Below are 21,979 nucleotides of genomic sequence, written 5' to 3' on the forward strand. Positions count from 1 at the left end.
CGTTTGGCTCTATTGGAAGGCCACCGCTGAGACCCCATTTTTGTGCAGTGCCCTAGCGCAAGCGGAACGTGTGGCGCTAAATTAAAGCTGCCGCCCGGCCGAGAGCCTGCCAAACGCGCTCTGAGCAGAAAGGCGCTGGGCACACTGCATAGGACGACGAGGAGCCTACCCGCGTGAATTGGATCAACAACGTTGTCCGCCCGAAGATCAGCGGGCTGTTGTCGACAGCAAAGCGTGAAGTGCCGGACAATCTTTGGGTGAAGTGCCCAGAGACGGGAGAGATGGTCTTTTACAAAGACCTCGAGGCCAACCAGTTCGTCGTTCCGGGCTCCAACTATCATATGCGGATGGATTCGCAGCAGCGCCTGCGCCATCTGTTCGACGGCGGCGACTATCGCACAGTCGCGATCCCGGCCGTGCAGCAGGACCCGCTGAAATTTCGCGACGGGCGGAAATATACCGACCGCCTGAAAGACGCGAAGGCAACGACGAAGCTCGAGGATGCAGTGCTCGTCGGCGAAGGCCAGCTCGACGGGCAGCCGGTCGTATCTGCCGTCCAAGATTTTCGCTTCATGGCCGGTTCACTCGGCATGGCGGCGGGCGAAGCTCTCATCACAGGCATGCTCCGTGCCGTTGAATTGAAGACACCCTTCATCCTGTTCGCCGCGTCCGGCGGCGCGCGCATGCAGGAAGGCATCCTGTCTCTCATGCAGATGCCGCGCACGACGATTGCAGTTCAACGCCTGAAAGATGCGCGACTGCCCTACATCGTTGTGCTCACCGATCCGACGACCGGTGGCGTAACTGCTTCATATGCAATGCTCGGCGACGTCCACATCGCGGAGCCGGGCGCGCTCATCTGCTTTGCCGGGCCGCGCGTCATTCAGCAGACGATCCGCGAGCAATTGCCTGACGGCTTCCAGCGCGCCGAATACCTGCTTTCGCACGGCATGGTGGACATGGTCGTGCATCGCCACCAGTTGCGCGAAACGCTGTCGCGCGTCTGCAAGCTTTTGATGGGCGGCACGCAGTTGGCGAAAGCCAAGGACACGCACAAGATGAACGGCAAGCCGTACATGAATGGCTCGCCGGTCGACAGCAAAGTGGTCGAGACGGCTGCGCGCGAAAGCGGCGCGGTGGTCGAGCCCGAAGCCGTCCCGAACAGCCAGCGCTTCGAGCCCGGCAAATCCGACAAGAAGCGCGACGAGCCAGCCTCGTCGCAGCAAACCTCCAAAGACGCGCCGCACGGCGCCTGATCCGGACAACAATCAGCAGAACACGCACGGCAGCCATCATGACCTCGTCGAAGACCCGTCCGTCGAGCGACGTTCTGCTCGGCGATTTGATGCTTCTCCATCCGAAGCTCATCGATTTGTCGCTTGGCCGTGTCGAGCGCTTGCTCGCCAAGCTTGGCCATCCCGAGAAAAAGCTGCCGCCGGTCGTCCACATCGCCGGCACGAACGGCAAAGGCTCGATCACCGCGTATCTCCGCTCGTTCATGGAAGCCGCTGGCAAGCGCGTTCACGTCTATACGTCGCCGCATCTCGTTCGCTTCCATGAGCGCATCGTGCTCGCAGGACCGGACGGCACCGCGCGTGCGATCGACGAAGACTCCCTCGTTGATGTTTTGATGCGCGTGCAGGCCGTCAACGACGGCGAGGACATTACTCAGTTCGAGATCACGACGGCGGCAGCATTCCTCGCGTTCTCCGAAACGCCCGCCGACATCCTGCTGCTTGAAGTCGGTCTCGGCGGCCGTCTCGATGCGACCAACGTGATTTCCGATCCGGCGCTGACGATCATCACGCCCATCTCGATGGATCATGCCGAAAAGCTCGGTCCGACGATCACCAAGATCGCGTCCGAGAAGGCGGGCATTCTGAAAAACGGCGTCGAAGGCGTCATCTCACAACAGTCGAACGAAGTCCTGTCGGTCATCGAAGCGCGCGCACGCGCCGTCGGCGCACAACTGACGATCTTCGGACGCGACTTCGACGCCTATGAGCAGACCGGCCGTCTGGTCGTTCAACGTCATGAGCGACTGCTCGATCTGCCGCTTCCCGCGCTGGTCGGAAGACATCAGATCGGCAATGCTGGAACCGCTGTCGCGGCGGCGCTGGTTCTCGGCGAACGCGTCCCGGCGCTGAAGCTCGACGAGAAGGCGATTGAAATCGGGCTCAGAACCGTCGAATGGCCTGCGCGCATGCAGCGGCTGTCGTCTGGCCCGCTGCCTGCCATCCTCGGCGAGGAAGCTGAGTTGTGGCTCGATGGCGGCCACAACCCTGCTGCTGGCGATGTGATTGCCGACACGCTCGCCGCGCTGGACGAGAAATCTCCGAAGCCGGTTTACCTCGTCGTCGGCATGATGGGGCAGAAGGATGCGCTGGGCTTCCTGGCGCCGTTCCGCGGCCTGGTGCGCGCCATCTATACCGTGCCGATCCCCGGCGCCAACGAAGCCCCGCACACGCAAGAAGACCTTGCCGAAACCGCACGGGTCGCGGGCATGCAGGCGACGGATCGCGAAAACGTGATCGACGCCCTCAATACAATTGCTGCACTGCCGAAAGGACCGAAGCGCGTCCTCATCTGCGGCTCGCTTTATCTTGCCGGCCACGTCCTGGCGCTTCAGCAGCAGTCATAATAGCGTCGCATCGCGAACCGTTTATACGCGTGGGCGCAGCATCTTCTTGTCAAATGATGCAGCGCAGCCTTTTTGCGGCACTAATCTGCGTCTGGCGCAAGCGTAGAGCTTCGCCCTACTAATGAACAAGACGGCCGCTATGGCTTGACGAGGCGCGCCTGGGTTATCACTTCGCTCAAGAAGCTGCCCCAAGCACAATCAATCGGAGGAGACCAGCGATGCAGCACGTTGCTATGGATAAGCTCAAAGGCCGCCAGGTCATCAAGGCGCGCTACGACAACTTCATCGGCGGCAAGTGGGTTGCCCCCGTGCGCGGGCAATATTTTACCAACGTCACGCCGATCACCGGTCAGCCCGTTTGCGAAATCGCACGCTCGACGGCGGAAGACATCGAGCTGGCTCTCGATGCGGCTCACAAGGTTCGTGAGTCCTGGGGCAACACTTCGCCCGCAGAGCGCGCTCGCGTCCTCGCGAAGATCGCGACGCGCATGGAAGAGAACCTCGACGTTCTCGCCCTCGTCGAGACGATCGACAACGGCAAGCCGATCCGCGAGACGACGCACGCCGACGTGCCGCTCGCGATCGACCACTTCCGTTATTTCGCGGGTTGCCTCCGCGCGCAGGAAGGTTCGATTTCAGAAATCGATCACGACACCGTCGCGTATCACTTCCATGAACCGCTCGGCGTCGTCGGTCAGATCATTCCCTGGAACTTCCCGCTGCTGATGGCCTGCTGGAAGCTGGCCCCTGCGCTCGCCGCCGGCAACTGCGTCGTGCTGAAGCCCGCCGAGCAGACGCCGATGTCGATCATGGTTCTGATGGACATCATCGGCGACCTTCTTCCCGAAGGCGTCCTCAACGTCGTCAACGGCTTCGGCGTCGAAGCCGGCAAGCCGCTCGCACAGAACAAGCGCATCGCCAAGATCGCCTTCACCGGCGAAACGACGACCGGCCGCTTGATCATGCAGTACGCGTCCGAAAACATCATTCCGTGCACGCTCGAACTTGGCGGTAAGTCGCCGAACATCTTCTTCGCGGACGTGATGGACGCTGACGACGAATACTTCGACAAGTGCCTCGAAGGCTTCACGATGTTCGCTCTCAACCAGGGAGAAGTCTGCACCTGCCCGAGCCGCGCGCTCGTCCAGCGTTCGATCTATGAGAAATTCATGGAGCGGGCTCTGCAGCGCGTCGTGAAGATCAAGCAGGGCCATCCGATGGATGCCACCACGATGATCGGCGCCCAGGCTTCGAACGACCAGCTCGAAAAGATCTTGAGCTACGTCGAAATCGGCAAGGGCGAAGGTGCTCGCGTTCTGACGGGCGGCAAGCGTGCCGACCTCGGCGGCGAACTATCGTCCGGCTACTACGTTCAGCCGACGGTTCTCGAAGGCCACAACAAGATGCGCGTCTTCCAGGAGGAAATCTTCGGGCCGGTTCTCGCGGTCACGACCTTCGAAGACGATGCGGAAGCGCTCGCGATCGCCAACGACACGCTCTACGGTCTGGGTTCGGGCGTGTGGACGCGTAACGGCACGCGCGCGTATCGCATGGGTCGCGCCATCCAGGCTGGCCGCGTGTGGACGAACTGCTATCACGCCTACCCGGCACACGCCGCGTTCGGTGGCTACAAGATGTCGGGTATCGGCCGTGAGACGCACAAGATGATGCTCGATCACTATCAGCAGACGAAGAACCTGCTCGTCAGCTACAGCCCGAAGGCGCTCGGCTTCTTCTAAGGCTTTAGCACGCTGGAGTTTTGGCGGGGCGCGTTCGGTCATCGGATGCGCCCCGCTTTCGTTTCGGTTTCAGGAATTGAGCGGTTAGTATCCGTCAGCTCTGCGAGCCCATCGGAACGCGAGGCGCGAATGTCGCCAGTTCAGATCTCAGCAACTCCCGAGGCATGCGCCGCCTTGCGTCGCGCCGCGACGGAGCATGGCCCGCTGATGTTTCACACCAGCGGCGGCCGCGTCGGCGGGCGGCAATATCCGATCTGCCTGCCAGCAGAAGCCTTGCGTCTCGGCGCGCGCGATCATCTGCTTGGAGAAGTCGAAGGCGTTCCGGTTTACGAAATGGAAGACAGGGATGGCAGCGTCGCGTGCCGCGCCGCCGCCTATGTGCTGGACGTCGCCGCTGGGCCGGCGATCGGATTTTCGATCGGAGCGGCGCCAGGCAGGCGCTTTACCCTGACGCCGGTTGCAGAAAGCGCCTGCACCGATCATATCAAGAGAGAAAAATCGTGAAGTTGCTCGATATCGCGAACCGAAATCTATCGTTTGCCCGGACATTCGCGATGCAAGGCATCCTTGGAGGAAGCGCATGTCCGTTGTAACCCCGGAAAAGTCCGCGACGACGGCGACGCGAGTCTCGTGCACTCAGCCGTCGCAAGATCTGATCAAGAAGCTCGAAGGGCTTCACGGGCCGTTGTTGTTCCATCAGTCGGGCGGCTGCTGCGACGGCAGCTCGCCGATGTGCTATCCGCGCAAGGAATTCAAGGTCGGAGCGCAGGACGTTTACATGGGCGAGATCGGCGGTCAGCCGTTCTACATGGGCCGGTCGCAGTTCGAATACTGGCAGCACACGCACCTGATCATCGACGTCGTTCCGGGACGCGGTTCCGGATTTTCTGTCGAGTCTCCCGAAGGCGTTCGTTTTCTGACGCGGTCGCGCGTATTTACCGATGCGGAGAACGACGAGCTTGATGCCCAGGGCCCCCCGCCGACGGGCGCAGAGCATCCGCCGGTCTGATTTGGCGGCGAGCAATTATTGAGAAAACAAATAACTAGGGAAGTAACGCATGACTGCTTCAAAGACCCTTCGCGAGATCACGGGCATGGGCAATACGCCGACGACCGTTGGAAAATCCGCCCTTGTGCTGATCGATTGCCAGAACACGTATCGCGAAGGAATCATGCAGCTTGAGGGCGTCGAGCCCGCACTGGTCCAGTGCGAGAAGCTTCTCGCGCGCTATCGCGATGCGGGCCGGCCCGTCATTCACATTCAACACGACGCCGGCGCTGGCACGCCTTACGACGTCAAAGATCGCATCGGCGCCATTGCCGACCCTGTGAAGCCGCGCGACGGCGAGCCGGTCATCGTCAAGAACTATCCGAGCTCATTCGAGAAAACGAACCTCGACGAGATTCTCAAGGGCTATGGAGTTGAGGACGTTGCGCTCGTCGGCTTCATGACGCACGTCTGCGTCAACTCGACGGCGCGCGCCGCCTTCAATCACGGCTATCGCCCGACGGTCGTCGGCAACGCCACGGCGACGCGCTCTCTGCCGAGCCCGACCGGAGGCGTCACGTCAGCCAAGGACTTGCACGAAGCAAGCCTGACGGCGCTGAACGACATCTTCGCCGTCGTCGTGCCGAGCGCGGACGACATCTCGAACTAGCTCCGAAACGTTCGGAAGCATCCCCAAAAATGAAAAGGCCCCGCACCTGCGGGGCCTTTGTCGTTCTGCGGAACGTCGCGCGGATTTATACGGACGCTGCAACGCTGGAATTGATCCAGTCTTCGAGCTTCTTCTTCTGGACGATCGCGCCGGTGTGCTGCGCGGCGACCTTGCCAGCCTTGAAGATCAGCAGCGTCGGCATGGCCCGAATGCCGTAGGTGCCGGTCACGCGCGGATTCTCGTCGACGTCGACTTTGACGACCTTGATCTTGCCGGTCATCTCCTTGGCAACCTGATCGAGAGCTGGAGCCATGGCCTTGCAGGGTCCACACCACGTGGCGTGGAAGTCAACGAGCACCGGCTCGTTCGACTTTAAGACTTCGTCGTCGAAGCTTGCGTCTGTTACTGCGTTAGCCATTGTTTATTCTCCATTTCGGGCCGGGGGTTGGGGGAAACCGGACCCGCTTAGTAGCGCTCGCGCGTACCCTTAAAACTGATCCCAGAGGTAGGTACTTCGTTAGGAAGCGTCAAGACTCTGGACATCGAGGTCCCAAAGCCGTGATTGGTAACCGTCGAGCACATCGGCGGGAACTTCCATGAGGCGCGGCCCATCCGTCCAGAGCAGCGCTGCCTTGACGCGGCGGCCGGGATAAATCTCCCCAAGCGCCAGCCTGTAGGCCGCTAGCTGGTAGAGATAGGCAGGCGCGACAAACCGGACTTCCGAGGGCGGCGGACGGTTGGTTTTATAGTCGACGATCAAGACCTCATCGTCGGTCACGGCCAACCTGTCGATCTGGCCCGAGAGGTCCAGCGCCGGCCCCGAGCCGCTAGGACGCGGAATGACGGCCGCGATCGGAACCTCGGCCATGCTGTTGGGGCCGAACAGGGGCGCGAAATCCGCCGACGACAGAATAGCCAGCGTCTCGCGGACGATGCCGTCGCGCGCCTTTCGCGACAGTACAGCGCCGCGTTTGGCGACGAACGCGGTTGCGATGGCCTCGCGTCCGCTCGCTGCCACGGACGGAAGATGCTGCAACAGCGCATGCGTCAGCGTCCCGCGCAGGAAGCGATGCTCGCTGTTTCCAGCGAGCGGCGACGGTGCATCGTACGTGGCGGCGGCATCGGCTTTGGCTGGCATCACTGGCTCACCTTCCGCATCCGGCGCGTAGGGCTCGAGACGCGACGGCGCGAGTGGCACCGACAGTTTTGGTTCCGGCCGCGCACGCTCCGACGCGAAGGCAGGTCTTTCCTCGCTTTCGAGCTGACGAGTTTTCTCGCCGCGCGATTGGTCGAGTTCGGCGGTCTGCGCCGTTTCGATGCGCCACACCTTTTTGCCGTTGTCGTCGATCTCTTCCGCGACAGGGAGGAGCGCTTCCGAAATCGCATCGTACCAGCAGGACTCGGCGCGGCCTTTCTTGCCTTCGAAGCCCGCGATGTAGAGCCGGTCGCGCGCGCGCGTCATCGCCACGTACAGCAGACGATTGCGCTCCTCGTGCTCGCGCGCTTCGCGTTCGCGCCGCGCGATGGTGACGGCTTCAAGCCGCGACGTGCCCTTGACCGTCCACACGATCGGCTCAGGAATGTGGTCGGGCCGCGGAAGGCCGGACAACCGAACGAGGCTCGCGGCCGAGAGGTCGCCGGATGCCGTCGTGCATGTGTCGGGAAGGAACACGATCGGAGCTTCGAGACCTTTCGCGCCGTGCACCGTCATGACGCGAACTTCGTCGCGGCCATGATCCATGTCGCGCTTCACTTCCGGCGCGATGGCGCGCAACTCGGCAAGAAACTGCGTAAGCGACGGCGGCGTGCCGTCATCATAGCTCAAGGCAAGATCGAGAAACTCGTCGATGACGTCGGCGGCTTCCGGCCCGAGGCGGCGCAGCATCTTCTCGCGCGCCCCGTCGCGATCGAGCACGCTCGAGAAGAACTCGAACGGCGGCGTGAAGTCGGCCTTGGCGCGCCATCGCTTCAAGGTCTCCGCCGCATCCTTGTATTCGGGTTTGACCCCGGTGCTGTCGAGCAGGGCCGACCAAAGCGTCTTGCTTTTGCGTCCCGGCGCAATCGCCAGCAGATCATCGTCATCAAAACCGAAGATCGGACCTTTCAGGACAGCCGCGAGCGCGAGATCGTCTTCGGGCAGGATGAGAAAGTCGCCGAGTGCCATGAGATCCTGCACGGCGATCTGATCGGTGAGCGCGATGCGATCCGATCCCGCCACTGCGATGCCGCGCCGCTTCAAGGCCGCGACCATTGGCACGGCGAACGGATAGCGCTTGCGCACCAGGATCAAAATATCGCCGGCACGGATTTCGCGTCCCTGCGACTCCAACCGTTCGCCGCGATCGAGCCAGCCTTTGATCGTGTCCGCGATGCGTTCAGCAAGCCGGTTGGCGGGCGAGTGCTCGCTCGTGTCCGACAGCGGCGCCCACGGATCGGCGGCGTTGAGGTCGTCGGGTTTTTCGGTCGGCCACATTTCGACGAGACCGGCATGGCCAAGTCGAATGGCGTTGTGCTTCGGCGGCGGTCCTCCGGCCGTCAGTCCTGGCGTCTTCGCGGCGTCGGCGAACACCGCGTCGACGGCCGCCAGAACCGGCGTCACCGTGCGGAACGACATCGTGAGTTCGATCGGCTTCCAGATGAGGCCGGCATCGCGCGCAAGAGCTGCGAATCGGATGCCCGCGTCGGCGAACATCTTCGGATCGGCGCCCTGGAACGAATAGATCGACTGCTTTTCGTCACCGACGGCGAAGACTGTCCGAGGCGAACCGTCACGCGTGGCGGCTCCCATAAAGAATTCGTGCGCCAGCGCTTTGACAATGTCCCATTGTTCCGGGCTTGTGTCCTGCGCTTCGTCGACGAGGATGTGGTCGAGACCGCCGTCGAGCTTGAAGAGCACCCATTGCGCTTGCCCGCCGTCGCCTTCGAGCAGCGATTTTGTCTTCAGAATGAGATCGGCGAAATCGAGCGCACCCGCGCTGCGGCGCGCTTCCGTGTAGCGGTGCAGGATGATACCGGCAACGACGTAGAGCGCCATCGAGGATTCGACGAGCGACAGAGCTTTCAGTTCTTTAGAAAGCGCGAAGAGACGCTGCTGCGCGGCGAGACAGCGATCGTTGAGGCCGGGTTTCGCCGACGCAAGCGCCTTCGTCATCAGCGATTTGCGCGGCTCGCCGGTCGCGGTGAGAAAGTATCCGGAAAGCGCTTCGAAGCGACGCTGCGCATCCGTCAGCCCGGCAGCCATTTGCAGCGTCGGCACGTGGCCAGTATCGTTCGCCTTGCCGGTCGCAAGGTGCTCGGTCAGCTCCCGCAGATCGCTTTCGGAAAGAACGTACGCGCATTCCTCGTGCAGCTCTCGAACCGCAATTGCTGCGCGGACGCCGAGACTCTGACGCAGATGCCTTTCGATCTCCGCGACGTCGGCGAGCGTCGCGCCAGCTTTGGCCTCGCGCCGGTTCGCGACGTCCAGCCAGCGGCGTTCCTCGACGGCATTGCTGATCAGCTTGTCGAACTGCGTATCCGTCGCATAACGCACGATCACGTCGAGCGCGCGTCCGAGCGGCGTCTCAGGCTCGGACGTGGCGTCGAGCAGTGTCTGCTCGATGGCGCGCGCCTTGAGATCGCCGGCGGCGGCGTCATCGAGAATTTTGAAGTCGGGCGGCACACCGGCTTCGAGCGGAAACCTTTGCAGCAAACGTTCGGCGAATGCGTGGATCGTCTGAACCTTGAGGCCGCCCGGCGTTTCGATCGCGTTGGCGAAAAGCCGCCGCGCCAGTTGCAGCGTTTCGACAGACACGTCGCCGCCGGTCACTTTGCGAATGTCTTTTTCCAACTCTTTTTCGTCCGCCGTGACCCATCCGGCCAGACGATCGAAGACGCGGCGCGACATCTCCGCCGCGGCGGCTTTCGTATAGGTGAGGCAAAGAATTTTTTCGGGCGACGTTCCGGCGAGGAGCAAGCGCAGAACGCGCAACGTCAGAACGTGCGTCTTGCCCGTCCCCGCGTTGGCCCTGACCCACGCGGAGGCGAGCGGATCGGCGGCGTTGCCCTGGTGGCGGTCCGTCTCTGCGCGCAACGCATCGAGCGAAAGACGTTTGGTTTCGAGGTTCATTGTGCCGCCTCCTCATCGACATGGGCGGACCATTCGGCGACGCGCGCCAATTGTGCGTAGGCATCATAGTCGTAGCTGTAGCTTGGACGGCGAAGCGCGCGATAAGGCGTCGCCGGATCGTCGAATTCGGCAATCAAACGTTCGAGACCTTGGCGCGCTTGCGCCGCGAGCGTTCCGATATCGTTCGACTTGATTGCGCGTTCTTCGCCCGCCGGTTCACCACCCGACGCGCGAATGTAGCGAAGCGCCTCGACCGTGCGTCCCGCGAGATTGGGAAATCCGGTTTCTCCAAGCGCGATCGCGGCTTCGAGCGGCAACTGCGGCGAGCGTCCATTCTCGACCCACTCCTGCTTCGGAATGGCGCCGGTCTTGTAATCGGTGATGATGACGGCCGAGCCCGTGTCGTCGATCCTGTCGGCGCGCGCCGTGAGCGTGAACGGTTCCGGCGTCGGCGCAAGCACGAGGGCTCCGGAGATTTCGGCGATGACGCTGCGAACGCCCTCGCGCCGTTTCTCTTCGCCCTCCGCGAACCACGAGAGAAAGCGTTTCAGCCGCGGCATCCAGAACGCGGCGATGCGCGCGTTGCCCGTGTAGGTTTGCAGCACGTCCGCCGCGATCTTTTCGAGTTCCGCGAGCGGATCGTCCGGCAGACGATCCGGAAACGCGTTGGCGAACTGCGAAAGAACGTCGTGCACGAGCGCACCGCGCAGGCTCGCGTCCGGCGACGCGCCGAGAGGCGGCAAGGGTTCGAGCTTCAGGATATGGCGCGCATACGTCGCGTAAGGATTTGCGATCCAGCGTTCGATGTCGGTGACGCTCATCCGGCGCGGTCTGAGCGCCAGCACGGGGCGCGGTTCCGGCGGCTTGATGGCGATGCGCTTGCCAACGATCCGGTCGCGCGCGCGCGCCCAAGCAAGCCAGGGCTTGTCGGCGGCGAGCACGCTCTCGAGCTTCATGCCCTTGAGCAGCGCGCGCATGCGCATCAGCCAGCGCGACGGCACGGTCGGCACGCCATCGACCTTTTCGGCGCGCGTCAGATAGATCGTTTTCGCTCCGAGCAGCGAGGTGAAATCGTGCGCGGCGCGGCCGATCTCTTCTTCCGGAGACGGCAATCCGAGATCGCGCCGCATCGGACGATTGAGCCACGCGCCGGGCTCCGCGGCTTCCGGCCAGGTTCCCTCGTTGAGCGAACCGAGCACGAGAACATCCGGTTGCTGCAGACGCGCCTCGAACGGTCCCCAGATGGAAATGCGCGGATGAACCGCCGTCCGCTCGCGTACGTTCTCGCGGGCCAGCAGCGTCGCGTAGAGATCGGCATAGTCGGCTGCCGAAATGGCGACGGCTGGCGTTGCGTCATCCAGAAGCTTCGCAAAAAAGCGCGACGCCGTATCTCCGGCCTCGCCTTGCCAGAGCGGATTGGCGGATGCCTCTGCCGCAGCGTCGTCATCCGGCAGCTGCGCAAGCGCCTCCGCGGCTTCGGCATGCGCACGCGCGAATTCCGCTAACGTCCGCTCGCCGCTCGCCGCATATAGGTCGGCCAAGGGTTGAAACGCAGAGGCCAAACGCGCGACAAGCTCGCGCGCGCCGTCGCAATCCTCGGCCCAGAGCCTGCGCGCGGCCGGGTGCATGCGTTTCTTTTCCGCGCGATCGCGGTCGGCAGTTTCGAGCGCCGCCTGAATGCCGTCGAGTCCATGCCCGAGGTACGACGTCCGGAACGCGCTGATCTCCAGCGCCCGCGCATATTTGCGGATGTCGAATGCATTGAATTTCAGCCTGCACAACGGGTGCCGGAGCAGGGCCATCGTTTCCGCCGGAGCGAACTCGCTGACCATCGCGCCGATGACGAGCGCCAGGAAAGCTCCGGGCGCCGTTTTCGCGAATGGCCGTCCGGCGCTGTCGTCGACGCGGATGCCCCACGCTTCGAGTCGGATCGCGACACGCCGCGCAAGAAGACGATCGGGAGAAACGAGAGCGGCAGTCTGGCCAGGCGTCTCGATAGCTTCCCGCAAAATCAGCGCAACGGTTTCAGCTTCATCCTGAGCCGACGGCGCTTCGATCAGAGATATCCCGGCAAGGGCTTTCTCGAGCTGCGCTTTGTCGGCGGTCGTCGCATAGCGATGCCATTGATCGGTCGAAGACGACGGACGCATGGATTCGCTGACGAAGGCCGAGCGCGTCCGGTCAACAGCGCCAGCCTCAAATCCCGGTAGCGTGAGCACCGCGCCACGTTCGACGTCGAGCCCGTCCAACAATTTCTTCAAGCCGAATTGCGGATGCTCAGGATGGCCGGAAACGATCGCGTTCCAGCTGGCATCGTCGAGCGATTGATCCAGCGCGGGAAGCACGATGGCGCCCGACGGACGAGCGGCTACCGCGCGCATCAATTCAACGGTCGCGGGTATTGACCCCGTAATGCCGGCGACGATTACGATCTCGTCCGGCGCGAGCTTCGTGATGCGCTCGGCCTCGGCGAGGATCAGCGCGTTGCGGCGTGCTTCGGGCGAGGTCATGCCGCTGGCTTCGAGATGCGCTGGCCAGAACTCGGTCACGATCTTGAGAAAGTCGACAGTCTTCTGCCAGTGCTCGGCGTAGGTTTCCGGAACCAGATTTTGAATGTCCGAGAGCGAGACGTTCTCACGCTCGATGTCGTCCATGAGCTTGCCGAGTTCGGCCGCGAGACGCGCAGACTGGGCTGGCGTCGAGCCAGAACTTCTGTCGGCATCCGACTGCGCCATCGTCGCGCGCCAATGGCTGATCAGCTGCATCAGAATCAGCGTTCGGTCGAGCGGATCGATTGCGGGCGGTTGATCGAGCGCCGAAGCACTCGACAGACCATCGCCTGCGAGAGACGAGATCAGCGAACGATCGTCATCGCCTTCCGAGATCGGCCGGATGCGCGGCATGATGATCGCAGGCGTGTTCGCGACCGACAGAAACGCGTCGCGTGCAGTCCGGGCGGCGCGCCGCGTCGGCAGAAGCAGCGTGATGTTCGGCAGCTTGAGCAGATCGGGTGCGGCGCCGCCCGGTGCAGGAAGGTCGCCGTTCAGGATAGCGCGTGCGACGGCCTTGAGGAACGGCACGCCGGGAGGCAGCGTGAAAATGTTCGCAGCCATCAGTCTTCTCCCGGAAGCGTCGAGCCTGCCGTCATCGAATTCGCGATCGCATTTTCTGCTTCGGCGATTGCGGACGGCGTTCCGACGTGCATCCAAATTCCTTCGAGCCGCACGCCGAACAGTCGACCTTTCTCGATGGCGGTATTCCAGGGCCGGTTGAGCGAGAATGCGCTCTTCGGCGCGCCGTCGAAAAGCCTCGGATGCGCAATCGAGACGCCCGCAAAAACGAACGGCGCGAGACGCGCGCCGGTCTGCCGCGTCAGTCGTCCGGAAGCGTCCATCTGGAAATCGCCAGCGCCGTCGTAACCGACGCTCGTTGCGATCGGCGCGACCAGCATCAGGCTGTCCATCGTCGCGTCATCCCAGGCGTCGATCAGACGGTCGAGATTGGACCCCATGCCCTCGACCCAGATCGAGTCGGAGTTGTGAATGAGGAACGGTGCGTTGCCCAACTTCGGAAGAGCCTTTGCGACGCCGCCTCCGGTATCGAGCAATTCGCCGCGTTCGTCGGAGATGGTGATCTTGGGAGTCTTGCGGGTTCGAAGATGGTCCTCGATCTGATCGGCGAGGTAATGGACGTTGACGATCGCGTCCGTGATGTGCGCATCGGCCAGACGATCGAGCACCTGATCGATCAGCGGCGTTCCGGCAACCGGGACGAGGGGCTTCGGCCGTGTCTCCGTCAAGGGCCGCATCCTCTCGCCTTTTCCGGCGGCGAGCACAAAGGCGCTGGTCGGGCGCTTCGTGGAGGTCATCGGCGAGTTCTCCGGAATTCGGTTAAATCGTCAGTGGTTGCGCCCTGAGCTTCGGAGGCAGGTTCCGGTCATACCACGCCAAAAGTGTCAGCAACCCCTCATGCCGGAGATCGCGTTCGAGATACCCCCAGATCCTTGGCAGATGCGCGAGGTATTGCCGCTTGCCGTCACGCATCGCGAGGCGTGCGAAAATGCCAAGGATTTTCGTGTTCCGCTCGGCGCCGAGGGCCGCATAGGCGAAACGGAATTCCTGCGAATCGAAAGCGGCGTCGCGTTTCGTCATCGCCGCGAGATAATGCTCGAGCAGATCCCGTTCGATGTCCTCGGCAACATCGATTCGCGCGTCCTGCAGCAACGAGACGAGGTCGTAAGCCGCCGGTCCGCGCATCGCGTCCTGGAAGTCGATGATTCCAACATCGCGCGGCGCTGCGCGGTCATCGAGCGCGATCAGGTTCGGCGAATGATAATCGCGCAGCAGCCATGAGCGCGGCTGTTGCAAGACGCGTTTGAAAACGCGCCGCCACTCGGCGGTGAATTCATCTCGTGCGGCTTGAGGCGCCGGGCTTCCGTGCAACGCGGGCCAATACCAGTCGAGCAGCAGTTGCGTTTCGATCTCGAGCACGGCTTCGTCGGCGTCGGGCAGCGTGAAGCTGGAGCCGTCCAGCAAGCGAATGTGTTGCTGTGGCGGAACGGCCTGCAAAGCTATCAGCGCATCCGTTGCGCGCCGCCACAGAGCTTTCTGGTCCGCGCCACGCTGCACTTCCGCACCGAAAACCTTGTCGCCGAAATCCTCGACGATCAGCAGACCTTGCGCATAATCTTCGGCGAGGATTTTAGGTGTCGAAACTCCAGCTTCGCGCAACGCATTGGCGATGGCGACGAACGCCGTCACATCTTCCGCGAGATGCGCGATGGCGCTGTACGGCTTTCCGTCGCGGATCGGTGGGCCATCGGGGCGGCGAGGGGAATCGACGAGAAGCGCGCGTGCGCCATCGGCCTTGGTGAGGCGCGCATAACGCCGGGGCGAAGCGTCGCCCTGCAAGTAGACGAGGCGCGTTTCCGGTCCGCCCCATCCCGAGACTTCGACGAACGCGCGGATCGCAGAGAGCCGCTGTAGCCGTTCGATGAGCGACGCTGCCGACGTGATGGTAACCGTTCGCAGAGTTTCGCTGTCGCCTTCTTCGAGCAGCATCGCGACGTGATCTTCTGGGATGCGATCGCCGCCGCGCGACGGCCATTCGATAACGGCAACGCCTCGGGTCAACGCGGACTCGAGTCCAAGCTCGTCGATGTCTTCCGGATCGGTGAGGCGGTAGAGATCGAAATGCGCGACTTCGAAACGCGGCGTCTCGTAGCTTTGCGTCAACGTGAAGGTCGGGCTCGGAACGTCGAGCGAGGGATCGCCGGACAACGCGCGGATCAGAGCGCGTGCGAACGTGGATTTGCCCGCGCCGAGGTCGCCTTCGAGACACAGCGTATCGCCGGGCTGAAGAAAAAACGCGATCTCGTCGGCGAGGCGGACGACATCGTTCTCGGACAGATCGCGAAACTGAAATGAACTCATCGGACCTTGAACTTAAGCTGCGCGCCCGCCGCCTGCCAGCCACTCCGGAACGTCGCCGGTCGGACTGACCGGATGTTCCGGAAGCCGCACCGTTACGCGCGTGCCGCGGTTTTCCTCGGAAAAGACTTCTATCGTGCCGCCGTGCAATTCCACCAGGCTTTTGACGATAGAAAGGCCGAGACCTGCGCCGCGATGATCGGAGCCGTGGCTTTGACTTTCGAAGCGGTCGAAAATGCGGCCGATACGGTCTTTCGGAATGCCGACGCCGTCATCTTCGACCCGGAAGATGATGGTGCCGTTTTCGCTCCAGCAGGCGAGCCGTACCGTGCCGTTAACCTTCGAAAAGCCGACCGCGTTCGAGAGCAGATTGTAGAGGACCTGCCGCATGCGTGCTTCATCGGCGACGAATTCGTTCACTTCGTCTGCGACTGCGATCTCTATGGTGAGGCGGTTGCGAACGGCGCGCTCGCGGATGCCGAGGATGGCGGCGTCGATCAACGCGCGCACGCCGACGGGTGTCGGCTTCAGCTGCAGCGCGCCGGCGTCGATGGTCGCGAGATCGAGAATGTCGTTGATGATCGCGAGCAGCGTCTTCGACGACGACATGATGTCGGCGAGATATTCGCGCTGCTTGGCGTTGAGATCGCCGAAAAGCGGACTCGCCAGCATGTCGGAAAATCCGATGATGCTGTTGAGCGGCGTCCGAAGTTCGTAAGAGATGTGACCGATGAAATTCGTCTTCAGGCGGTCGGCGGCAACGAGTGCTTCGTTGCGTTCGACGAGGGCGCGTTCGGCGCGCTTCGCGTCGGTCACGTCGGCGAACGTCATGAGCGTCGCGCCATCGGGGAGAGGCATCAAGGCGTAATCGACCACGACGCCGTCATCGCGCGTCATCTGTCCTGAGAACGTCTCGCGTTCGTCCAGAAATGCCGTGACCGCGTGTCCGATGCGCCGCCACGTATCGTTATTGGGATGAAGCGTCTGCGCGGCGGCAATGACTTCGCCGACATGCGGTAGCTCGGCGAGGCGCTTCTGCTGCATGTGCCAGATGTTGCAGAAGGCTTTGTTGAACAGCTTCAAGCGGCCGTTGGTGCCGAACACCGCAACGCCTTCCTTGAGGCTGTTGAGTGTTTCGCGCTGCACGTCGATCAACGCGTTATAACGGCTTTCGAGCGACAGGCGTTCGGTTTCGTCCGCGAACAGGAACGTAACGCCGCCGTCCGGGCGCTGTTCGGCCATGACATGAAGAATGCGGCCGTCCGTCAAATTCCAGGTGTCGTCGAACGGCGTTCCTGTCTGGTAGCAGGCGAGGACTTGCGCCTTCCAATCGCGATGATTGACGACCGGTTCGAGCACGCCGATCTCGCGCAGCCGGTCGAGAATGACGTTGTCGCTCGGATGCGACGCGAGCCAGTCCGTATCGAGCGACCAGAGCTTTGCGAAAGCGGCATTGTAAAATGCGAGCTTGTGATCGGGGCTGAAAATCGCGACGGCAGTCTCGACGCGATCGAGCGTGCGGTCGTAAGCCGAGCTTTGCCGCTCCAATTCGCCTTGCGCACTTTCGATGTCCGTGACGTCGACGGCGGCGCCGGCGGTCATGCCATCGACGGGAAGCACGACGACCTCGTGCGCCTTGCGTTCGCCGCCCGACACGAGGTGAATGCGCGATCGGTACGTCTGCCCAGCGGCGAGTGCGCGTGACACCGACTTGCGCTGCCGGCCTTCCAGTAATTCGATTTGATGTTCGAGGACTTCGATTTCGCTCTTGGCGTCGACAGCCTGGACGTAGGCGGCATTCACCCAGATCAGGCGGTTATCGACCCCGCGCAGCCAGACGGGCATCGGCAAGGTGTTGAGAAGCGCGCGGCTCGATCGGATATCGCGCGCAAGCGTTGCGTGCTGATCTTCGATGCGAGCGATCTCGAGCTTGTAGCCGGAGACTTCCTTGAGGCGCAGAACCGCCCGACCGCCCGCCGCCCGTCCTTCAGCCTCGATGATGCCGCCTGCGATCGTCTTCAGAATGATGCTGAATGAGCGGCCGTTGACGAAAAGCTTGTCGAGCGCGGCTTTGAGCGAATGCGCCGACGTGCTTTCGAGCCACTGACCGAAACGCAGGATCTCCGCGTGATGCTCCGGCAACCCTGGAACGCTCGCGAGCGTATGCGAAACGATGCGGACCGCCTGTCCTTGCTCCCAGAACACCAGTACTTGCGGCTCGGCGCGGATGATCGCATCGGCGGCGGCAAGATTTCGGCGCAGGTGCACGCTTTCGGACTTCGCGGCTCGTGCCTCGCGCCGCGCGACGCTGCCCATGCGCCAGATGACGCCGATAGCCGCAAGCGCGCCGACAGCGACCGTTAGGAACAACCACGTGTGACGGAAATCGAAGTCGACCGAGCCGATGCCGTGCCCGTTCACAAAACCCGCCAGCATCATCGCGACACAGGCCATGGCAGCGATGAGCAACAGCGCCAGCTGCAGCCGCGTGGTCAGCTTCGGATCTTGAGGGTATGAAAGGCGCATCCGTCCCACTGCAGCCGCATAGGCGCCCGCGCGCCTGAGATGGGCGGCACGAACGCTTTATCGCTTCGAACGACGCAGTACGAATCAGCGGCAGTATGGGGCGCGCCGGGCGGTATCGCCAGCGCGGTCAAGCCGTTAGGACGAAACGGTTCTTAAGTGTTTCCCCCGCGCCGCGATGGCCGAGTGCGGCTGGCGGCTGCAAAAGAAAAGGGGCTTCAGCAGAAGCCCCTTTTCGAAGTCTGATGCGGATCACCCGGCGCCCCGCTTGGCCTTAGTAGCGGTAGTGGTCGGGCTTGAACGGGCCTTCCGTCTTGACGCCGATATAGGCCGCCTGATCGGGACGCAGCTTGGTGAGGTTCACGCCGATCTTCGACAGGTGCAGCATGGCGACCTTTTCGTCGAGGTGCTTCGGCAACGTATAGACTTCCTTGTGATACTTGCCGTGGTTCGTGAACAGCTCGATCTGCGCCAGCGTCTGGTTCGTGAACGACGCCGACATGACGAACGAGGGATGTCCCATCGCATTGCCGAGGTTCACCAGCCGTCCTTCAGACAGGAGGATGATGCGGCGGCCCGTCGGGAACTCAATTTCGTCGACCTGCGGCTTGATGTTGTTCCACTTGAAGTTTTTGAGACCCGCGATCTGAATCTCGTTGTCGAAGTGGCCGATGTTGCAGACGATCGCACGGTCTTTCATCGCCCGCATGTGGTCGACCGTGATGATGTCCTTGTTGCCCGTCGCGGTCACGAAGATGTCGGCGCGCGGCGCGGCGTCTTCCATCGTCACGACCTCATAGCCTTCCATCGCCGCCTGCAGGGCGCAGATCGGGTCGATCTCGGAGACCATGACGCGGCAGCCGGCGTTGCGCAGTGATGCGGCCGAGCCTTTGCCAACGTCGCCGAAGCCCGCAACCATGGCGATCTTGCCGGCCATCATGACGTCGGTGCCGCGACGGATGCCGTCGACGAGGCTTTCACGGCAGCCATACAGGTTGTCGAATTTCGACTTCGTGACGCTGTCGTTGACGTTGATCGCCGGGAACAGCAGCGTGCCGTTCTTCTGCATTTCGTAGAGACGGTGCACGCCCGTCGTCGTTTCTTCCGAAACGCCCTTGATGTTGGTTGCAACGGTCGCGAACCAGCCCTTGGGCTTCTCTTTCAGCGTCTTCTTAATGAGCGCGAAAAGAACCTCTTCTTCTTCCGAGCCCGCCTTGTCGAGGAAGCCGGTATCGCCGGTTTCGGCGCGCAGGCCGAGGTGGACGAACAGCGTCGCGTCGCCGCCGTCGTCGAGGATCATGTTCGGCACGCCGCCGTCGCCCCACTCAAAGAGCTTGCGCGTGTAATCCCAGTATTCGACGAGGCTTTCGCCCTTCCAGGCGAAGACCGGAATGCCGGCGGCGGCGATCGCGGCGGCCGCATGGTCCTGGGTCGAATAGATGTTGCACGACACCCAGCGGATGTCGGCGCCGAGGGCTGCGAGCGTTTCGATCAGCACGGCGGTCTGAATCGTCATATGAAGCGAGCCCGCGATGCGAGCGCCCTTGAGCGGCTTCGAGGTGCCGTACTCCTCACGCGTCGCCATGAGGCCGGGCATTTCCGTCTCGGCGATCGCGATTTCCTTGCGGCCCCACTCCGCCAGGCTCAGATCCTTGACGATGTAGTCCGTGAACTTCGAACTCATGTGTGCTCCTCAGCGCGGTGGCCGGACCGGACGCTTGAAGCGCGCGGCCGTGATGATCCTCTCGCCGCAAAAATGTCGCATCCGCTTTTTTTTGGGGCTGGTCGGAGCACCGTATACCGAACTCGGCCGGATGGCGCAACAACATATAAACAAGTCTTTATGTCTCTGCGAGCCCCGGATCAGACCGACGACCGCTCAGCATCAAATTTGTCAGTTGGGCCAAATGATTGTTTTTATTTTACTATGCAGTAATGATGTATTTTAAGTTATATAAAAGTATAAAATTTGAAATGAATTGTATTTAACAGGATATCCGGCTGTTAAGCTCACTCTAATGGTGTATTTTCGTATTAATTCGCTTTAAATGACTTCGTCGTTAGCCTCCGCGAAAGTAAAACGCTTAGGAGACGGCGATGACAAGCGGTCGTGGTTCCAGGTGGCCGGCGCGAAAACCGTATGCCGCCATTGTTGGTTTGAAAGTTGCGGGCAGCCGCGCGATGGAGAAGTTCTCGCGCGATACGCGCGGTGACGTTGCAATTCTTTTCGGACTAATGGCGCTCGTCCTGTTTGCGATGATCGGCCTCGCGGTTGATTACGGACGCTTCGTCAACGCACGTAGCCAGACGATCGCGGCGACCGACGCGGCTGTTCTTGCGGGCGCCCGCGCACTGCAGACGAATGGCGGCGATCAGGCGGCGGCTCTCAAGGTCGCGCAAAGCTATTATGCGCAGGCGACGAAAAATCGCCTCTCCCTGACCAACGACACGATCAACTTCGCCATTGCGGACAATGCCACAGCAATGGTGACGACGGGCAATGCGGTCATCACCACGCCATTCATGGGGCTAGCCGGTACAGGATCGCTGCCGATCCTGCGCAAGGATGGGTCGGATTATTCGAAGGCCGTTCTCGCAGTCGGCGGCAACGCCGAACTCAATCTCGAGATCGCGATGATGCTCGACATCACGGGCTCGATGAGGGGGCAGAAGCTGACGGATATGAAGGCCGCGGCCAGCGACTTGCTCAACATTGTTGTCTGGACGGACCAAAGCAAATTCACGTCCAAGGTCGCAATCGTGCCCTTTGCCTACGACGTGCGGCTTCCCGCTGCCGCCTTCAAGAAGGCGACCGGAACCACCTCGACAACGTATCCGTGCGTGGTCGAGCGCACTGGAACTGAAAAATATACCGACGCCGCTCCGGCTTCGGGAAAATACGTGATGGTGCACAACACCAGCTCGACGAAAAATGGCAAAACGACCTACAGCCCGACCTGCGACGTGGCATCGAGTGCCGAAGTCCTGCCCCTGACGAGCGATAAGTCGACGTTGCTTTCGAAAGTGAACGGCTTGTCGACCGCTGGCAGCACGGCGGGGCACATCGGCACGGCCTGGGCCTGGTACATGCTTGCGCCGAACTGGTCGTCGCTGTGGCCCTCGGCGTCCAGCACGCCGGCGGCGTACAATACCGACAACCTGCGCAAAATCGCAGTGCTCATGACGGACGGTGAGTATAATACTCAGTACACGACCAACGGCGTGCCGGACAATTCCAGTTCTCTGACGAAATGTCCGAGTGCCGCGAACGGTGTTTGCTCCAGCGCGCAGGCCATTTCTCAGTGCACCGCTATGAAAGCCAAAGGCATCGAGGTCTACACGGTCGGATTCCAGCTCGATAACCAGACCGCGATCGACACGCTGTCGAAGTGCGCCACGGACTCATCGCACTTCTACAACTCGACGACGGGCGATGCCCTGAAAGCCGCATTCCGCGACATCGCGTTGAAAATTTCGACGCTTTATCTGTCGCAGTAATCCGGAAGCACACGAAACAAAAACAAAAGGGACGCTCATCGGCGTCCCTTTTTGTTATGTGAAGCTTCGCGTGGCATCAGGCGTCGCCGACACACTCCTCGTCGAAGCCCGCTTCGACAAGACAAACGAGCGCCTGCAGAGCTTCCGGCCCTTGTGGGCCGATGGCGACGATGTGCAGTTCGGAACCCGGACTTGCGGCCAGCATCATCAACCCCATGATGGAGGTTCCGCCAACCGATTGCCCGTGATGCGTGACGGTTACGGTCGCATCGTAGCGCTCGGCGCATTTCACGAACTTGGCCGATGCGCGGGCGTGCAATCCCTTGATGTTGCGAATAGTGACGACGGCTTCGGGTCTAAGGGTATTGGACAGTTCGGGCATT

The 21,979-nt window shown here is 62.0% G+C and carries 15 protein-coding genes; 7 read left to right on the top strand and 8 right to left on the bottom strand.

Features of this window, described 5'->3' with window-relative positions; translation table 11 throughout:
- The first annotated feature begins 173 nt into the window (after positions 1–173).
- The 6 genes from accD to HYPGJ_RS17735 all read left to right on the top strand — a co-directional run bounded on the left by accD (position 174) and on the right by HYPGJ_RS17735 (position 6,038).
- The gene (gene accD, locus HYPGJ_RS17710) at positions 174–1,256 is read left to right on the top strand and encodes an acetyl-CoA carboxylase, carboxyltransferase subunit beta (RefSeq protein WP_046848553.1); all 1,083 of its coding nucleotides are present in this window, start codon (positions 174–176) and stop codon (positions 1,254–1,256) included.
- Positions 1,257–1,294: 38 nt separating this feature from the next.
- Entirely contained in the window at positions 1,295–2,641 is a 1,347-nt protein-coding gene (locus HYPGJ_RS17715) for a folylpolyglutamate synthase/dihydrofolate synthase family protein (RefSeq protein ID WP_046848554.1), read from the top strand.
- A gap of 218 nt (positions 2,642–2,859) precedes the next feature.
- On the top strand, positions 2,860–4,380 hold the full coding sequence (adh, locus tag HYPGJ_RS17720) for an aldehyde dehydrogenase (protein WP_013216271.1): 1,521 nt from the start codon (positions 2,860–2,862) through the stop codon (positions 4,378–4,380).
- 129 nt (positions 4,381–4,509) lie between these two features.
- Positions 4,510–4,884: a DUF779 domain-containing protein gene (locus HYPGJ_RS17725; RefSeq protein ID WP_046848555.1), complete on the top strand. Its 375-nt coding sequence runs from the start codon at positions 4,510–4,512 to the stop codon at positions 4,882–4,884.
- A 76-nt stretch (positions 4,885–4,960) separates the two neighbouring features.
- Positions 4,961–5,389: a DUF779 domain-containing protein gene (locus HYPGJ_RS17730; RefSeq protein ID WP_013216269.1), complete on the top strand. Its 429-nt coding sequence runs from the start codon at positions 4,961–4,963 to the stop codon at positions 5,387–5,389.
- Between the two features lie 49 nt (positions 5,390–5,438).
- Positions 5,439–6,038, top strand: a complete 600-nt coding sequence (locus HYPGJ_RS17735; RefSeq protein ID WP_046848556.1) for a cysteine hydrolase family protein — start codon at positions 5,439–5,441, stop codon at positions 6,036–6,038.
- A gap of 85 nt (positions 6,039–6,123) precedes the next feature.
- On the opposite strand, the gene trxA is transcribed toward HYPGJ_RS17735, so the two are convergent.
- From trxA to ahcY, 7 genes are all read right to left on the bottom strand, one after another.
- On the bottom strand, positions 6,124–6,456 hold the full coding sequence (trxA, locus tag HYPGJ_RS17740; protein ID WP_013216267.1) for a thioredoxin: 333 nt from the start codon (positions 6,454–6,456) through the stop codon (positions 6,124–6,126).
- Between the two features lie 99 nt (positions 6,457–6,555).
- Entirely contained in the window at positions 6,556–10,146 is a 3,591-nt protein-coding gene (gene addA / locus HYPGJ_RS17745; RefSeq protein ID WP_046848557.1) for a double-strand break repair helicase AddA, read from the bottom strand.
- Positions 10,143–13,259, bottom strand: a complete 3,117-nt coding sequence (gene addB / locus HYPGJ_RS17750) for a double-strand break repair protein AddB (protein WP_046848558.1) — start codon at positions 13,257–13,259, stop codon at positions 10,143–10,145. The genes addA and addB overlap by 4 nt, the downstream gene beginning before the upstream one ends.
- Entirely contained in the window at positions 13,259–14,014 is a 756-nt protein-coding gene (locus HYPGJ_RS17755) for a nucleotidyltransferase family protein (protein ID WP_046848559.1), read from the bottom strand. Before HYPGJ_RS17755 ends, addB begins: the two co-directional genes overlap by 1 nt.
- 22 nt (positions 14,015–14,036) lie before the next feature.
- The gene (tsaE, locus tag HYPGJ_RS17760; protein WP_046848560.1) at positions 14,037–15,578 is read right to left on the bottom strand and encodes a tRNA (adenosine(37)-N6)-threonylcarbamoyltransferase complex ATPase subunit type 1 TsaE; all 1,542 of its coding nucleotides are present in this window, start codon (positions 15,576–15,578) and stop codon (positions 14,037–14,039) included.
- 12 nt (positions 15,579–15,590) lie between these two features.
- Positions 15,591–18,101 carry a PAS domain-containing sensor histidine kinase gene (locus HYPGJ_RS17765; RefSeq protein WP_046848561.1) on the bottom strand — a complete coding sequence of 837 codons (2,511 nt, stop codon included), beginning with the start codon at positions 18,099–18,101 and terminating at the stop codon, positions 15,591–15,593.
- 271 nt (positions 18,102–18,372) lie between these two features.
- Positions 18,373–19,782, bottom strand: coding sequence for an adenosylhomocysteinase (gene ahcY / locus HYPGJ_RS17770; protein ID WP_046848562.1), 1,410 nt, complete (start codon positions 19,780–19,782; stop codon positions 18,373–18,375).
- 413 nt (positions 19,783–20,195) lie between these two features.
- On the opposite strand from ahcY, the gene HYPGJ_RS17775 reads away from it, so the two are divergent.
- Positions 20,196–21,596, top strand: coding sequence for a TadE/TadG family type IV pilus assembly protein (locus HYPGJ_RS17775; protein ID WP_046848563.1), 1,401 nt, complete (start codon positions 20,196–20,198; stop codon positions 21,594–21,596).
- Between the two features lie 76 nt (positions 21,597–21,672).
- On the opposite strand, the gene HYPGJ_RS17780 is transcribed toward HYPGJ_RS17775, so the two are convergent.
- Positions 21,673–21,978, bottom strand: a complete 306-nt coding sequence (locus tag HYPGJ_RS17780; protein WP_013216259.1) for an HPr family phosphocarrier protein — start codon at positions 21,976–21,978, stop codon at positions 21,673–21,675.
- Between the last annotated feature and the right edge of the window lies 1 nt (position 21,979).

This window comes from Hyphomicrobium sp. GJ21, from assembly GCF_001006785.1.
Lineage (GTDB): Bacteria > Pseudomonadota > Alphaproteobacteria > Rhizobiales > Hyphomicrobiaceae > Hyphomicrobium_B.

Excerpts from the sequence above, each read along its gene's own strand:
- HYPGJ_RS17715 (WP_046848554.1), top strand. The coding sequence starts at position 1,295 with ATGACCTCGTCGAAGACCCGTCCGTCGAGCGACGTTCTGCTCGGCGAT.
- adh (WP_013216271.1), top strand. The coding sequence starts at position 2,860 with ATGCAGCACGTTGCTATGGATAAGCTCAAAGGCCGCCAGGTCATCAAG.
- HYPGJ_RS17725 (WP_046848555.1), top strand. The coding sequence starts at position 4,510 with ATGTCGCCAGTTCAGATCTCAGCAACTCCCGAGGCATGCGCCGCCTTG.
- HYPGJ_RS17730 (WP_013216269.1), top strand. The coding sequence starts at position 4,961 with ATGTCCGTTGTAACCCCGGAAAAGTCCGCGACGACGGCGACGCGAGTC.
- HYPGJ_RS17735 (WP_046848556.1), top strand. The coding sequence starts at position 5,439 with ATGACTGCTTCAAAGACCCTTCGCGAGATCACGGGCATGGGCAATACG.
- trxA (WP_013216267.1), bottom strand. The coding sequence starts at position 6,456 with ATGGCTAACGCAGTAACAGACGCAAGCTTCGACGACGAAGTCTTAAAG.
- addA (WP_046848557.1), bottom strand. The coding sequence starts at position 10,146 with ATGAACCTCGAAACCAAACGTCTTTCGCTCGATGCGTTGCGCGCAGAG.
- addB (WP_046848558.1), bottom strand. The coding sequence starts at position 13,259 with ATGGCTGCGAACATTTTCACGCTGCCTCCCGGCGTGCCGTTCCTCAAG.
- HYPGJ_RS17755 (WP_046848559.1), bottom strand. The coding sequence starts at position 14,014 with ATGACCTCCACGAAGCGCCCGACCAGCGCCTTTGTGCTCGCCGCCGGA.
- tsaE (WP_046848560.1), bottom strand. The coding sequence starts at position 15,578 with ATGAGTTCATTTCAGTTTCGCGATCTGTCCGAGAACGATGTCGTCCGC.
- HYPGJ_RS17765 (WP_046848561.1), bottom strand. The coding sequence starts at position 18,101 with ATGCGCCTTTCATACCCTCAAGATCCGAAGCTGACCACGCGGCTGCAG.
- ahcY (WP_046848562.1), bottom strand. The coding sequence starts at position 19,782 with ATGAGTTCGAAGTTCACGGACTACATCGTCAAGGATCTGAGCCTGGCG.
- HYPGJ_RS17775 (WP_046848563.1), top strand. The coding sequence starts at position 20,196 with ATGACAAGCGGTCGTGGTTCCAGGTGGCCGGCGCGAAAACCGTATGCC.
- HYPGJ_RS17780 (WP_013216259.1), bottom strand. The coding sequence starts at position 21,978 with ATGCCCGAACTGTCCAATACCCTTAGACCCGAAGCCGTCGTCACTATT.